Annotated in this window: 15 protein-coding genes; 6 read left to right on the plus strand and 9 right to left on the minus strand. The window is 73.4% G+C overall.

Features of this window, described 5'->3' with window-relative positions:
• The first annotated feature begins 151 nt into the window (after window positions 1-151).
• Window positions 152-922 carry a DUF817 domain-containing protein gene (locus ACFWJW_RS18930; RefSeq protein WP_387242202.1) on the plus strand — a complete coding sequence of 257 codons (771 nt, stop codon included), beginning with the start codon at window positions 152-154 and terminating at the stop codon, window positions 920-922.
• 61 nt (window positions 923-983) lie between these two features.
• Here ACFWJW_RS18930 and ACFWJW_RS18935 read toward each other — a convergent pair whose 3' ends face one another.
• Together ACFWJW_RS18935 and ACFWJW_RS18940 are read right to left on the minus strand one after the other, a co-directional pair.
• Complete coding sequence (locus ACFWJW_RS18935; RefSeq protein ID WP_387242205.1) at window positions 984-1,193, minus strand: DUF397 domain-containing protein; 210 nt, start codon at window positions 1,191-1,193, stop codon at window positions 984-986.
• Complete coding sequence (locus ACFWJW_RS18940) at window positions 1,190-2,014, minus strand: helix-turn-helix domain-containing protein (RefSeq protein ID WP_387242208.1); 825 nt, start codon at window positions 2,012-2,014, stop codon at window positions 1,190-1,192. The genes ACFWJW_RS18935 and ACFWJW_RS18940 overlap by 4 nt, the downstream gene beginning before the upstream one ends.
• A 127-nt stretch (window positions 2,015-2,141) precedes the next feature.
• Between ACFWJW_RS18940 and ACFWJW_RS18945 the strand changes: the two genes are divergently transcribed.
• On the plus strand, window positions 2,142-2,360 hold the full coding sequence (locus ACFWJW_RS18945; RefSeq protein ID WP_387242211.1) for a hypothetical protein: 219 nt from the start codon (window positions 2,142-2,144) through the stop codon (window positions 2,358-2,360).
• A gap of 123 nt (window positions 2,361-2,483) precedes the next feature.
• Here ACFWJW_RS18945 and ACFWJW_RS18950 read toward each other — a convergent pair whose 3' ends face one another.
• A complete protein-coding gene (locus tag ACFWJW_RS18950) occupies window positions 2,484-3,434 on the minus strand; it encodes a cobalt-precorrin-6A reductase (RefSeq protein ID WP_387242214.1) in 951 nt (316 codons plus the stop codon).
• 17 nt (window positions 3,435-3,451) lie between these two features.
• Between ACFWJW_RS18950 and ACFWJW_RS18955 the strand changes: the two genes are divergently transcribed.
• Window positions 3,452-4,657, plus strand: coding sequence for a cobalt-precorrin-5B (C(1))-methyltransferase (locus ACFWJW_RS18955; protein ID WP_387242216.1), 1,206 nt, complete (start codon window positions 3,452-3,454; stop codon window positions 4,655-4,657).
• A gap of 27 nt (window positions 4,658-4,684) precedes the next feature.
• Here the strand turns inward: ACFWJW_RS18955 and ACFWJW_RS18960 are convergent, their stop codons facing one another.
• The 3 genes from ACFWJW_RS18960 to ACFWJW_RS18970 form a co-directional block, all read right to left on the minus strand.
• A complete protein-coding gene (locus ACFWJW_RS18960) occupies window positions 4,685-5,047 on the minus strand; it encodes a hypothetical protein (protein ID WP_387242218.1) in 363 nt (120 codons plus the stop codon).
• 213 nt (window positions 5,048-5,260) lie between these two features.
• Entirely contained in the window at window positions 5,261-6,412 is a 1,152-nt protein-coding gene (locus ACFWJW_RS18965; protein ID WP_387242221.1) for a hypothetical protein, read from the minus strand.
• Window positions 6,409-7,308 (minus strand): DUF6777 domain-containing protein, encoded by a 900-nt coding sequence (locus ACFWJW_RS18970; RefSeq protein ID WP_387242224.1) that lies wholly within the window; start codon window positions 7,306-7,308, stop codon window positions 6,409-6,411. Before ACFWJW_RS18970 ends, ACFWJW_RS18965 begins: the two co-directional genes overlap by 4 nt.
• A gap of 583 nt (window positions 7,309-7,891) precedes the next feature.
• Between ACFWJW_RS18970 and ACFWJW_RS18975 the strand changes: the two genes are divergently transcribed.
• Complete coding sequence (locus ACFWJW_RS18975; protein WP_387242227.1) at window positions 7,892-8,116, plus strand: hypothetical protein; 225 nt, start codon at window positions 7,892-7,894, stop codon at window positions 8,114-8,116.
• Between the two features lie 149 nt (window positions 8,117-8,265).
• Here ACFWJW_RS18975 and cobM read toward each other — a convergent pair whose 3' ends face one another.
• From cobM to ACFWJW_RS18990, 3 genes are all read right to left on the minus strand, one after another.
• Complete coding sequence (cobM, locus tag ACFWJW_RS18980) at window positions 8,266-9,081, minus strand: precorrin-4 C(11)-methyltransferase (protein WP_387242230.1); 816 nt, start codon at window positions 9,079-9,081, stop codon at window positions 8,266-8,268.
• Window positions 9,078-10,412 carry a precorrin-6y C5,15-methyltransferase (decarboxylating) subunit CbiE gene (gene cbiE / locus ACFWJW_RS18985; protein WP_387242233.1) on the minus strand — a complete coding sequence of 445 codons (1,335 nt, stop codon included), beginning with the start codon at window positions 10,410-10,412 and terminating at the stop codon, window positions 9,078-9,080. The genes cobM and cbiE overlap by 4 nt, the downstream gene beginning before the upstream one ends.
• Window positions 10,413-10,520: 108 nt before the next feature.
• Window positions 10,521-10,793: a hypothetical protein gene (locus tag ACFWJW_RS18990; protein WP_387242236.1), complete on the minus strand. Its 273-nt coding sequence runs from the start codon at window positions 10,791-10,793 to the stop codon at window positions 10,521-10,523.
• Between the two features lie 226 nt (window positions 10,794-11,019).
• Here ACFWJW_RS18990 and ACFWJW_RS18995 point away from each other — a divergent pair, with 226 nt between their 5' ends.
• Both ACFWJW_RS18995 and ACFWJW_RS19000 read left to right on the plus strand, forming a co-directional pair.
• Window positions 11,020-12,039, plus strand: coding sequence for a cation diffusion facilitator family transporter (locus ACFWJW_RS18995; RefSeq protein WP_387242239.1), 1,020 nt, complete (start codon window positions 11,020-11,022; stop codon window positions 12,037-12,039).
• Between the two features lie 164 nt (window positions 12,040-12,203).
• Entirely contained in the window at window positions 12,204-12,803 is a 600-nt protein-coding gene (locus tag ACFWJW_RS19000) for a hypothetical protein (protein ID WP_387242242.1), read from the plus strand.
• Window positions 12,804-12,820: the final 17 nt, after the last annotated feature.

Below are 12,820 nucleotides of genomic sequence, written 5' to 3' on the forward strand. Positions count from 1 at the left end.
GGGGCTCCGGCTCGCGCCATGAGTAGTGCCGGGGCCCGGTCCGGGCGTGGGCCCGGCGCCGGACCTCGCCTCCGGCACCCCCTCCGGTCCCGCCGGCAACCCCTCCCGCCCCTCTGGCAACCCCGCCCGTCAGGGACGCGTCTCTCGCGACATGCACGCGAATCTGGCCCGCGTACAGCAACTACTGATCTTCACCCGGCTCCAGACGAGCAGCTGCGCGTTCGCCGTCGCGCTGCTCGCGGGGGTCGCGCTGTCCACCGCGCTGCCGCAGTTGCCGGTGGCCCGGTACGACCTGTTGCTCGTCTACGGACTGCTGCTCACGCTGGTGTTCCGGCTACGCGGGTGGGAAAGCAGCAGGGATGTCCTGGTCATCGCCGTGTGTCACGCGATCGGGCTGGCCTTCGAGCTGGTGAAGGTCTCGCTCGGCTCCTGGAGCTATCCGGAGCCCGCGGTGTTCAAGCTCGCGGGCGTGCCCCTGTACGGGGGATTCCTCTATGCCGCGGTCGGCAGCTACGTCTGCCGCGCATGGCAGCTGATGGAGCTGGAACTCGTCCGCTACCGCCCCCGCGCCACCGCTGCCCTCGCCGTGGCCATCTACGTGAACTTCTTCAGTCACCACTGGCTGCCCGACCTGCGCTGGCCCCTCGCCGCGCTGCTCGTCGCGGTCACGGGAGGCACGTCGGTGCGGTTCAGTGTGGGGAAGACGCGCTACCGCATGCCGCTGGCGCTGTCCTTCGCGCTGATCGGCTTCTTCTTGTGGCTGGCCGAGAACATCGCCACCTACCTGGGCGCATGGCGCTACCCGCACCAACTCCACGGCTGGCAGCCGGTCCCCCTGGAGAAGTTCGGCTCATGGGCGCTCCTGATCAGCGTCACGTTCGTGATCGTGGCGGCGACCCGGCGGCAGCGGAGCCCTGGGTAGGCCCAGAAGGGATGCTCCCGCCGCTCGGGCACGGGTGCGTACTCGTACCCGAGCGGCCAGTTCAGCCGAGCCGACCGTCCTTCACGCCACCTATGAACGCCGACCAGGCAGCCGCCGGAAAGAGCAGCACACCCCCGGCCGGGTTCTTGCTGTCACGGACCGGGACGGCGCCGGGGAAGCCGTCGGACACCTCGACGCAGTTGTCGGCTCCGCCGTCGCTGTAGCTGCTCTTGCGCCAAGCGCCGTCGACCAGGTCGCTAACTGTCTTCATGGTCTGCTGTCCTCCACCAACTGCTCGATGAACGCTGCTGAATCAGACGGCGAGAGGGCCTCGTCGCGGAGCCGATCGTAGGACAGGCGATATTGCTCAACCTCCTCTGGCTCTTCGATCAGTTCGCCCGACCTGTTGCCTTCCAGGTAGGCAACGGCACCACCGTCCGCCATCCACAAGAGCCAGAGCGAGCCACCCATCAGGCTATGCACCCCCGCAGAGAACGGAAGCACCTGAATGGTCGTGTGCGGCGCCTTGGCTGCCTCCGAAATCCGTGCCAGCTGGTCATGCCAGATGCCGGGGACACGCACCGGCCGCCGCAGCGCCGCCTCATCGAGGATGACCCGCACATGGGGCGGTCGGTGACGTTGCAGCGTCTCCTGCCTGCCCAGTCGGGCAGCGACGGTCTCTTCGAGCTCATCGGGGCTTATGGGCGTTGCCACTGACGACAGCACGACGCGTGAGAAGTCCTCGGTTTGCAGCAACCCAGGAATGGCACTCGCGTATGCATGCATGATCGTCGCCTTCGCCTCAAGCTTCATGAACTCCCGGTACTTGTCCTTGAAGCCATCCAGCCGCGCCAGCCCCCACAGCCGCACCAGCAGCTCGCCCGTCCCGTATGCCGCGTCGAGCGCCTCCATCACCGGGAGCTTCGAGAGTCGCTCGCCGGTTTCCAGGCGGTGCAGGTAGGTGCGGTCGTAGTTGGTGTCCTCGGCCAGTTGGGCCAGGGACTTGCCGGACGCCTCCCGTAACCGCCGGAGTTCGCAGGCGAGGACCCAGCGGGCCGAGCCCTCGTCCTCGTCGGAATTGTTTTCGACCATTCGCCGAACCCCCTGTTGCCCGTGTCGACGACAACGCCAACTCCCTTTTGAGAGCGGCCCGGAGTGACAACTCTAGGACGGGGAAAGGGCCTTGGCAGGCCAGTCAGGACTCGAACGGAGAAGAGGAATGGGAATGGCGGAGCGGTCTCCGGCGGCCGGGAGGATCAGGGATGCCGAGCAGGCGCGGGACGAGCTGCGGGCGGCGCTGAAGGGGGCCGGCATCACCTTGCCGTCCCTGGCCCTGGACGGGGTGTCGCTGGTGGGGGACTTCCCGCGGCCGCTGGTGGACCTGGGGCGATGTACGCCGCAGCTCGCGCGACGGCTCGCGGAGGCGGTGCGGGCGTGAGTTCCAGGAGCGAGGAGACGGGCGAATCCGGCGTTGCCCACGACCCGGGGGCGGAGGATGAGCCGGCGGAATCCGTAAAGCGGCGGGAAGAGTTAGTGGAAAGGGTGCGGGAAGCCAATCGGCTCAGTGTGAACCGGCCGCGTTGAAAGCGGAGCGGTAACGGGCGCGGAGCCAGTTCACGGCTTCGGCCGGATTCGCCGCCACCGGTACGCCGTCGGGAACCGGGGGGCGTCGTACGACCACTACCGGGATTCCGGCCTCCCGGGCCGCCGTCAGTTTGGCGGCGGTCGCGGCGGCGCCGCTGTCCTTCGTCACGAGGACGTCGATGCGGTGGGCGCGGAGCAGTGCGCGCTCACCCTCCACCGTGAAGGGGCCCCGGTCGAGCAGCACCTCCATACGGGGCGGGTGCGGGGGCTCGGGGGCGTCGACGGAGCGGACCAGGAACCAGGGGTCGGTGAGGTGAGCGAAGTGGGCGAGGCCCATGCGGCCCGTGGTGAGGAAGACGCGGCTGCCGAGGGCGGGGAGGGCGGCGGCGGCCTCGTCCAGGGAGGTGACCTGGTGCCAGTCGTCGCCGGGTCCCGGCACCCAGCCGGGCCGGCGGAGGGCGAGCAGGGGAACATGGGCGGTGGCGGCGGCCAGGGCCGCATTGTGACTGATCGTGTCGGCGAAAGGATGGGTGGCGTCGATGAGCGCGTCCACCGCGTGCGCGCGCAACCAGCGGGCGAGGCCCTCGGGGCCGCCGAACCCGCCGATGCGCACCTCCCCGTCGGGCAGCCGTGGCGCGGCGACCCGGCCGGCGAGCGAGGTCGTCACGCGCAGGGCCGGCTCCGGCGACTGGGCGGGCTCCGGCGACGGGACGCCCAGCGACGGGACGGGCTCCGGCGACCGGACGGGCTCGGCCCCTTCAGCGGGCTCCGGCACCCCAACGGGCTCCACCCCCTCGGCGGGCTCCGGCACCCCAACGGGCTCCGGCGACCCGGCGGCGCCCCGCACCAGGGCGGCGGCCAGGCGGCGGGCCTCCGTCGTACCGCCGAGGATCAGTACATGGCGTGGCGGGCGGGCTGCGTCGGGCATGGGATGTGGGTTCCTCCGTGGCTGAAGCGCAACCGCAGGGTACGGGGCCGCAGGGTACGGGCAAGGCCGCGGGCGGGCGTAGTGCGCAGCTCGCGCACACCGGGCTGCGGCCCGGCTGGACGACCGGTGCCTGTGCGACGGCGGCGAGCACGGCCGCGTACACGGCGCTGCTGACCGGCGAGTTCCCCGATCCGGTGACGATCACGCTGCCGAAGGGGCAGACGCCGTCCTTCGCCCTGGCGGTGGAGGAGCTGGCGCCGGGACGGACGACGGCCATGGCGGGGGTCGTCAAGGACGCGGGCGACGATCCGGACGTCACCCACGGGGCGCTCGTCCGGGCCACCGTGCGGGCGCTGCCCGCGGGCTCGGGGGTCGTCTTCAAGGCCGGGCCGGGGGTCGGGACGGTGACACGGCCCGGGCTGCCGCTGGAGGTGGGGGAGCCGGCGATCAACCCCGTGCCGCGGCAGCTGATGCGGGAGCATCTGGCAGTGGTTGCGGCGCGGTACGGCGGTACCGGCGCGACGGCCGACGTCGAGGTGGAGATCTCGGTCGATCACGGGGAGGAGATCGCCCGGAGCACCTGGAATCCGCGGCTGGGGATTCTGGGCGGGCTGTCGATCCTGGGGACCACCGGGATCGTGGTCCCGTATTCCTGCTCGGCGTGGATCGACTCCATCCGGCGGGGGGTGGACGTGGCGCGCGCGGCCGGCCGGCGGCATGTGGCCGGGTGTACGGGGTCGACGTCGGAGAAGGTGGCGGTCGCGCTGCACCATCTGCCCGAGGACGCGCTGCTGGACATGGGCGACTTCGCGGGGGCGGTGCTGAAGTACGTCCGGCGGCATCCCGTGGAGCGGCTCACCATCTGCGGCGGGTTCGCCAAGCTGTCCAAGCTCGCGGCGGGGCATCTGGATCTGCACTCGGCGCGGTCCCAGGTGGACAAGGGGTTCCTGGCGGAGCTCGCGCGGCGGGGTGGCGCGGACGAGGCGCTGGCGGCGGCGGTCGCGGAGGCCAACACGGGCCTGGCGGCACTCCAGTTGTGCACCGCGGCGGGGGTGCCGCTGGGGGATCTGGTGGCGGCGACGGCGCGGGACGAGGCGCTGGCCGTGCTGCGGGGCGCGCCGGTCGCGGTCGATGTCATCTGTATCGACCGGGCGGGGATGGTGGTGGGTCGGGCGGAGCCGCGGGGTCCGGGGGAGGCCCGGCAGGGAAGCCCTCAGCGGTGACGGGCTTCCCCGTGTCGGCGTGGGCCGTCAGTCGCGGTAGCCGCGGTCGAAGCGGCCGCCCAGGCAGTCGTCCGAGCTGCCGGTGAGCGATCCCAGCGCGGTGCCGAGGGCGCAGGTGGTCAGCCGCAGCGGGTTGTCGCGGAACCGTCCGGGGCGCTCGTAGCGGCCCTGGCGGTCGTGGCGCCCTTCGCGGCGGTCGTGCAGCCGGCCCGGCCGGTCGTTCATCCGGACCGGGGTGTCGTGCATCCACGGCGAGCTGTCGTGCGCCTGCCCGGGGGTGTCCTTCGCCTGCGCGACATGGTCCTTGCCGTCGGCCGCGGCGACGTTGCCGCCGAGGAGCGTCAGCAGGGCTGCGGCGCCGACGACGCCGGCGGCCAGTCTGGTACGCATCGTGGCGTACTCCTTTGCTTCGGCCCCCCTTGGGTGTCGCTGCTTCCTTACCGGCCCCCGGTGGCGGGATAACGGGTATTCACCCTGATGCGGTCGCGGAGCCATCCGGACGGGCCCGGAGGGGGCGGGGACGTCCGGACGGCGTGCTGCATTCCCTCCGTCGGTGTCCCGCGGCCGAGGTGCGCGGTGCCCGGCCGGCTGCCGGGACAGCACTCAGGGAGCCGGGTGCGGCGGGGGTGCCTCGGGCGGGGGCTCAGGGTGCTGCGGCTCGACCGGATGCGGGGGCTCCACGGGTGGCGGCGCTTCCGGTGGGGGCGCCTCGGGCGGCGGCGCCTCAGGAGGCGGCGCTTCCGGTGGCGGGGCCTCGGGCGGGGGTGCCTCAGGGGGCGGTGCTTCCGGTGGGGGCGTCTCGGGCGGCGGCGCCTCAGGAGGCGGTGCTTCCGGTGGCGGGGCCTCCGGCGGGGGCGCCTCAGGAGGCGGCGCTTCCGGTGGCGGGGCCTCGGGCGGCGGCTGGTGGGGCCCCGGTTCCTGCGGCCCGGGAACGGTCGGCGGCCTGGGCGGGTCGGGTGTGTTGTAGGCGCTCCACGCATAGGCGCCGGCCCCCACCAGCGCGAGCGCCCCGAGGGCCACGACGATCCCCGGCACGCCCCCGAGGGAGCCCCGGATGACCGTGGTGACCAGCGTGCCGACACCCGATCTCGCCGCGCGGACGACGGTTCCCACCGCCGACAGGACCGTGCGTGCGTTGTCCCTGACGGTGGGCCAGACCGCGTTCCACACGTTCACGACGCCGTTGCCGACCGCGCGGGCGGCCTGGACCACCCCGCCCGCGACCCTCCCGGCGAGATTGCCGAGGGCCGTCAGGCTCTGCTTGCCCCCGCGCACGATCTTCTCGGTCACCTGCGCCGCCGCATCGCGCACCGGCGGACCGAGACGCTGGAGCCACTGGGGCACCATGTTCCAGAAGCGCTGCCCGAGCGACAGCGGAGCCTGGACGACCTCCCCGGTCACCGCTTCCGCGGCTGCGGCCCCGGCCTGCCTCACCTGCTGGAGCACCTGCTGGCTGCTGTGAATGTTGTCGACCGCGGCCTTGGCGTCCGAGAAAAGCCTCCTCGCCGCGTCCTGCTGGGCAATGATCGCGCGGCGCGCCTCCGGGGTCAGGGCCGCGTCGAGCTGCACCTCCAATGCGTTCAACAGCGTGTGGACCCTTGCCATCGTGTTCCGGGCGGCGTTCAACGCACTGCTGAGGTTGGAGTGCAGGGTGTCCAGCCCTTGCGACCCCAGGTGCGCCATGTCCCCCGCCGCCAGCCGCGCGGTCTGCAACTGCTCCAGCGTCAGATTCGCGGTATCCGGTGGAATCGTCATGATGGCTCCTCACTCTCGGGCCACCCGCCCCGCAGCACGTTCAGCGGGCCGTTGCCGCGCACCGCCTCCCCCGCCCGCACGGACGGCGGCAGGCCGGCCACGCTGTGCCCGTCGGCGGCGGCCGTCCCGCGCGGCGCTGAACTGCCGTACGTACCGGGCACGTTCCGGTCCGTGGCACCGGTGCCGCCCACCGGCCGGACGAACCGTCCGCCGGTCGCGACATCGGTGAGCACCAGGGCGCCCATCGGCCGGCGGGCGGGCAGCACCCGGACCGTGCCGTCGGCCCGGAAGCCGCGCCAGCTCTGGCCCGTATAGGCCACGTTCCGGGTGACCGCGGCGGGCGGACGCAGTGGATCACCGGTGGCGCAGCGCACCCGCGGCACCCCGTACCGGTCCAGCAGGACGGCCGTACCCGCCTCCAGCACCGCCTGCTCGGGCGTCGCCCGGCCGTTGCGGTAGTGGTGGTCGGTGACCCGGGTGTCCATGATCACCACGACCGGGGTGAGCCCCGCGAGATAGCCGCGGAGGTCCGCGGACGTCAGGCCCAGTGTCGCGGCCCATGCCCGGCTCTTGTGCGGGTCCCGGAGCAGGAGGTCCGCCAGGCGGCGCGCGTCGCAGGCCGACGCCTTCACGGTGCCGCCGAACAGCCCGGGTTCACTGCCGTAGTGGCCGGCCACCCGCACCTTTCCGGATTCCGGGGAGGGGTCCGGGGGCGACGGGACGGACCGGAGCGCGGGGACGGGTCCGGCCACGGACGGGGTGAACGGGTCGGGGGCCACCGCGGCGGCCGGCTGGAGGCGGACCTCCTCCTTCAGCTGGGCCTGCTGCGCCTGTCGGCCCAGGAAGAACAGCCCGATCGCCAGGGCGAAGGCGGCCAGACCGACGATCAGCAGCACCTGACGACGGCCGCGCCGGCGCGGATCTGTGGTGTCCCCTCCCGGCGGTGGCACCTCCGGCGAGGGGCCAGCCGGTGATCGGGGCAGCGGACCGGGCGGGGGTCCCCGCGGATACGGATCCGGCATGAGCGACGGCTTCACGGAGCGGTTGTGTTCCACATTTCGCCGCACTTCGGCCGGTGTCAAGCACCCCCGATGGAGAGGAATACCGGGAAGGCGGACATGTCCCCCATGCCACTCGCCGCGGTTTCGGTGGACAGTACCCGCAAATATGCCCGCCGGGTGCGCATGCGGGACTTTTCCGGGACAGTTTTACGATAGCCGCCACACGGTCTACCCACCACCAAGAAATGGGCATACTTGCAGGTCAGGGCGATAGCGGTGCTCAATTACATACAGGTTGAAAAATGAACTGCAAGTTGCCGGGCGACGCTTGAGCGTGATTGCATTCTGCGAGCACACGGGCCGCCATTACGGGTGTCACATTCGGGCGCCAGGCGGCCCATTACGGCCGTATTTTGCTTTATCGGCAATTCGGCCCGTGTGAGTTCAGAACCCATAGCTCCGAAGGGAAGGGCACGCCATGCGTCACGGCTTCACCCCTGAGATCGACACCCGCGAGATCGCCGACACCGAGCTGGACGCCATCGCCGGTGGGAACGCCGCCGCCGCCGGCGCCGACGTCGCCGGACACGGTGCCGCCGTGAGCATCGGCAATGGCCTCGAGGCCGGCGGGTCCCTGGCGGCGAACACGCCCCTCGGCCAGATCGGCGGTATCGCCACGGTGGGGATCACCCCCAGCCTCTGAGCGAGGCCGGCTGAGGCTGACAGCGACGAACCCCGGAACCTCCAGTTCCGGGGTTCGTCGCTGTCCGGCCGGAGTTGCGGGCGGACTTCCGGCCGCGTCCCGGGCGGAAGCACGTCCGCCCGGCGCGGGCCTCGGCCCGTACGCGTCGGCTACGGCGTCTCCGTGACCGACGGCGGGACCGGAGGGGTGACCGATGCCGCGTCAGACGGCCCGCACGGCAGGTGCGGCCGCTCGCGGTCCGCCGAGTAGAGGTGGCTGTCGCGGAACTGCTCGGCGCCCAGGGTGCGGCCGACCATGATGACGGCCGTACGGACCACGCCCGCGGCCTTCACCTGATCAGCGATATCGGCCAGGGTGCCGCGCAGGACGAGTTCGTCGGGGCGGGAGGCCATGGCGACGACCGCGGCGGGGCAGTCGGCGCCGTAGTGCGGCAGGAGTTCGGCGACGACCCGGTCGACGTACATGGCGGCCAGGTGGAGCACCAGCAGCGCACCGCTGCGCCCGAGGGTGGCGAGGTCCTCGCCCTCCGGCATGGGGGTGGCCCGCTGGGCGACGCGGGTGAGGATGACGGTCTGGCCGACGGTGGGGACGGTCAGTTCGCGCTTGAGGGCGGCCGCCGCCGCGGCGAACGCGGGGACGCCCGGCACCACGTCGTACGGCACACCGGCCGCGTCCAGCCGGCGCATCTGCTCTGCCACCGCGCTGAAGACGGACGGGTCACCGGAGTGCAGCCGGGCCACGTCGTGGCCCTCCTCATGGGCGCGCACCATCTCGGCGGTGATCGCGTCGAGGTCCAGCTGCGCGGTGTCGATGAGCCGGGCCCCGGGCGGGCACTCGGCGAGCAGCTCCCGCGGCACCAGGCTGCCGGCGTACAGACAGACCCCGCAGGACGCGAGCGTACGGGCGCCGCGCACGGTGATCAGGTCGGCGGCGCCGGGACCCGCGCCGATGAAGTGGACGGTCATGGTTGCTCGGTCTCCTGGGGGACGGCGGTCGGGGACGGGGCGGCGGGCGGCGGCTTCACGGCCGACCACTGGGTGACCGGCATCGCCTGCCGCCAGCCGGTGAAGCCGCCGACCGGCACGGCGTGCGCGACCGCGAGCCGCACCAGCTCGCCGCCGTGCCGCCGGTACCAGTCGGCGAGCAGCGCCTCGGACTCCAGCGTCACGGTGTTCGCCACCAGCCGGCCGCCCGTGGGCAGCGCCGCCCAGCACGCGGCCAGCAGGCCGGGGGCGGTCAGCCCGCCGCCGATGAAGACCGCGTCCGGCGTCGGCAGACCGTCCAGCGCGGCGGGCGCGGGGCCGGTGACCACGCGCAGCCCGGGGACGCCGAGCGTGCGCGCGTTCCGGCCGATCCGCTCGGCCCGTACGGGGTCGCGTTCGACGCTGACGGCGCGGCAGCCGCGGTGCGCCCGCAGCCACTCGATGGCGATGGAACCGGAGCCGCCGCCGACGTCCCAGAGGAGCTCACCGGGGGCGGGCGCCAAGGCGGCGAGGGTGGTGGCGCGGACATGGCGCTTGGTGAGCTGGCCGTCGTGCTCGTAGGCGGCGTCGGGGAGACCGGGGACGGCGGAGAGCGGCGGGGTGCCGGGTGCGCGGCGGCAGTCGAGGGCGAGGACGTTGAGCGGATCGCCGGGCGGCAGGTCCCAGTCCTCGGCGGTGCCCTCGGCCGTCTTTTCCCGTGGGCCGCCGAGCTGCTCCAGTACACGTATCCGGGTCGGGCCGAAGCCATGGGCGCGCAGCAGGGCCGCGACCTCGGCGGGGGTCCGGGCGCCGGCGGACAGCACCAGCACCCGGCGGCCGTCGTACAGCGCGCGCAGCAGATTCTCGGCGGGCCGCCCGACCAGCGTGACGACCTCGGTGTCCTCCAGCGGCCAGCCCAGGCGGGCGCAGGCGTGGGAGACGGAGGAGGGGTGCGGGAGGATGCGCAGCCCGGGGGCCGGGGGACCGCCCGCCGCCGCTCCCGCGCCGCTGGCCGCCTGCTCCTGGAGCACCTCGGTCAGCGTCCGCCCGATGCCGTAGAACATCGGGTCGCCGCTGGCCAGCACGCACACCCGGCGCCCGGCGTACGCGGCGAGCAGGCCGGGGACGGCGGGGCGCAGCGGCGACGGCCACCGGACGCGCTCGCCGGTGCACTCCGCGGGCAGCAGCGCGAGCTGGCGGGCGCCGCCGATCAGCACCTCGGCGGCGCTCAGGGCCTGCCGGGAGGCGGGCGGCAGTCCGTCCCAGCCGTCGGCCCCGATGCCGACGACGGACAGGGGTTCAGGAGCGGCCGGGGCGGGTGGTGCGGGGCTCACTGCCGGATACCTCAGAGGTCGGGAGGGGACGGGGACCGGTCCGGGGGACGGGAGCCGAACTTTACTGACCGGTCGTCTCGCGCCGTCCCGCGGGGAGGCCCCCCGCCCTCACGCCAGCAGGGCGATCAGGAACTGGCCCGCGAACAGGAACGCCGCGCAGAAGCCCACCAGCGCCGGCAGCCACTGCCAGATGCCGCGCGGGGAGTCGAAGCAGGCCAGGTAGCCGAGGACGGCGACGGTGCCGAGCAGGGCGCCCAGCCAGAACGTGAGGCCGTCGTGGTGGGTGGACAGGATGGCGACGGCGGCCAGCAGGCCGAGCGGCGCCAGCAGCTGTCCGGCGCCGGGTGCGGGCCGCCGGGTCTCCCCCGTAGCGTTGCTCATGGCGCCGGATGCTACCCGGCGGGAGGGGCCGCGGCGGCGCACCGCGCCAGCCGGGAGCGGATGGCCGAACTCCGTTTCCCGCTTCCGCTCCCGCCCTCCGCCGCACCGCTCTGACCAGGCACGATCGTCCGTTCGACGGTAATGACAACGGTCACCGGTGCAGCCTTTGGATCTTTCGCAGAAGTGCGGTTTGCTTCGCAGCGAGGAGCCAGGAAGGAGCGCGCCGATGACCGAGCACGCCCATAGCCACGGGCACGGCCACAGCCATGCGCACGGTGTCTCACCGGACGCGGACCGGCGCTGGCTGCGGGCCGCGCTGATCCTGCTCACCGCGTACATGGCGGTCGAGGTCGTCATCGGTGTGGTGGCGCAGTCCCTGGCGCTGATCTCGGACGCCGCCCATATGCTCACCGACGCGGTCTCGATCGTGCTGGCGCTGATCGCGATGCGGCTGGCCGCCCGGCCGGCCCGCGGTGGCTTCACCTACGGGCTCAAGCGCGCCGAGATCCTCTCCGCGCAGGCCAACGGCATCACCCTGCTGCTGCTGTCGGCCTGGCTGGCGTACGAGGCCGTCGAGCGGCTGATCTCGCCGCCGAAGGTGGGCGGCGGGCTGGTGCTGGTGACCGCGCTGTCCGGCATCGTGGTCAATCTGATCTGCACCTGGCTGCTGTCCAAGGCGAACCGCTCCAGCCTGAACGTCGAGGGCGCCTATCAGCACATCCTCACCGACCTGTTCGGGTTCGCCGCCACCGCCGTCGCCGGACTGGTGGTGCTGACGACGGGCTTCGAGCGGGCCGACGCGATCGCCACGCTCGTGGTCGTCGCGCTGATGCTGCGGGCCGGCACGGGGCTGGTGCGGGAGTCCGGCCGGATCTTCATGGAGGCCGCGCCGGCCGGGATCGACCCGGACGCACTGGGCGACCATCTGGTGGCCGCGGACGAGGTCGTCGAGGTGCATGACCTGCACATCTGGCAGATCACCTCCGGGCATCCGGCGCTGTCCGCGCACATCCTGGTGGCGCCGGGCGGCGACTGCCACAAGGTCCGCCGCAGCCTTCAGGAGCTGCTGAGCGGGGAGTACGGCATCACCCACGCCACCCTCCAGGTCGACCATGTCGGCGAACAGGGCGCGCCCGATGAGCTGCTGACGCTGAGCCCGCGGCCCGGTCCCGGCCCGGAGCGGCCGGCCGGCCACTGCGAGGACGCACACGGTCCGGTGCACCGGCCGGGGCCGCACCGGCACTGAGCGGGCGGGCCGCCGGGCGCGGATGTCCGGCGGGCCGTGGCGGTCCGGCGTGGGCCCCGGGCCGTGGGCGCGCCGCTCCCGCGTCCCCGTCACTCGGGTGAACCCCGGCCCGGGAGCGGGCCGCCTGCCACCGGTCGCGGCGGCCGCGATGCTCGGATGACGGCATGAGAACCGCCGCTGTCTGCGCGCTGCTGTGCGCCGCCACGCTCCACGCACCGTCCGCCGCCGCGTCCGCCGCGAAGGCCCCGCCCGCCGTCTCGGTCACGGTGACGGTGACCGACGGCGACGACACCGAGTCCGGCAAACGGCTCGACTACCGCATCACCGTGCACAACCTGGGCGCCTCGGAGGTGCGCGACGCCCGGATCGAGCAGCGGATGCCGGCCACCACGACCTCGGCGACCGCGCCCCGCGGACGGGTCGAAGGGCACGGCGTGGGCGAGCAGAAGGTGATCTGGCGCTCCGATCTGCCCGCGCACGACATCCAGGTCTTCACCGCCACGGCCGTGCTCGGCGGCCGCGACGGCCTCGCCGCCTCCGCCGCGCCCGGCACCCGGCGCCCGGCCGCCACGGTCTGTGTCTACGTCGGCGAGTCCTTCGCCCCCACGGCCTGCTCGGGCGATGTGGACGACCTGCCGGAGAGCACCCCGGAGAGCGAGGGCGGCAGCTGGCGGGGGTGGGCGGTGGGCGCCGGGGCCACCGCGCTGCTCGGGCCGGGGGTGGTGCGGGCGGTCCGGCGGCGGCGCGTCGCGCGGGCGGGCTGAGGCGGGGGCCGCGCGGG

The organism is Streptomyces sp. NPDC127097 (genome assembly GCF_042724075.1).
GTDB lineage: Bacteria > Actinomycetota > Actinomycetes > Streptomycetales > Streptomycetaceae > Streptomyces.

Coding starts and splice junctions, on each gene's coding strand:
- ACFWJW_RS18975 (WP_387242227.1), top strand. CDS start 7,892: ATGCGTCACGGCTTCACCCCTGAGATCGACACCCGCGAGATCGCCGAC.
- ACFWJW_RS18935 (WP_387242205.1), bottom strand. CDS start 1,193: ATGAAGACAGTTAGCGACCTGGTCGACGGCGCTTGGCGCAAGAGCAGC.
- ACFWJW_RS18995 (WP_387242239.1), top strand. CDS start 11,020: ATGACCGAGCACGCCCATAGCCACGGGCACGGCCACAGCCATGCGCAC.
- ACFWJW_RS18945 (WP_387242211.1), top strand. CDS start 2,142: ATGGGAATGGCGGAGCGGTCTCCGGCGGCCGGGAGGATCAGGGATGCC.
- ACFWJW_RS18930 (WP_387242202.1), top strand. CDS start 152: ATGCACGCGAATCTGGCCCGCGTACAGCAACTACTGATCTTCACCCGG.
- ACFWJW_RS18965 (WP_387242221.1), bottom strand. CDS start 6,412: ATGACGATTCCACCGGATACCGCGAATCTGACGCTGGAGCAGTTGCAG.
- ACFWJW_RS19000 (WP_387242242.1), top strand. CDS start 12,204: ATGAGAACCGCCGCTGTCTGCGCGCTGCTGTGCGCCGCCACGCTCCAC.
- ACFWJW_RS18960 (WP_387242218.1), bottom strand. CDS start 5,047: ATGCGTACCAGACTGGCCGCCGGCGTCGTCGGCGCCGCAGCCCTGCTG.
- ACFWJW_RS18950 (WP_387242214.1), bottom strand. CDS start 3,434: ATGCCCGACGCAGCCCGCCCGCCACGCCATGTACTGATCCTCGGCGGT.
- cobM (WP_387242230.1), bottom strand. CDS start 9,081: ATGACCGTCCACTTCATCGGCGCGGGTCCCGGCGCCGCCGACCTGATC.
- ACFWJW_RS18940 (WP_387242208.1), bottom strand. CDS start 2,014: ATGGTCGAAAACAATTCCGACGAGGACGAGGGCTCGGCCCGCTGGGTC.
- ACFWJW_RS18990 (WP_387242236.1), bottom strand. CDS start 10,793: ATGAGCAACGCTACGGGGGAGACCCGGCGGCCCGCACCCGGCGCCGGA.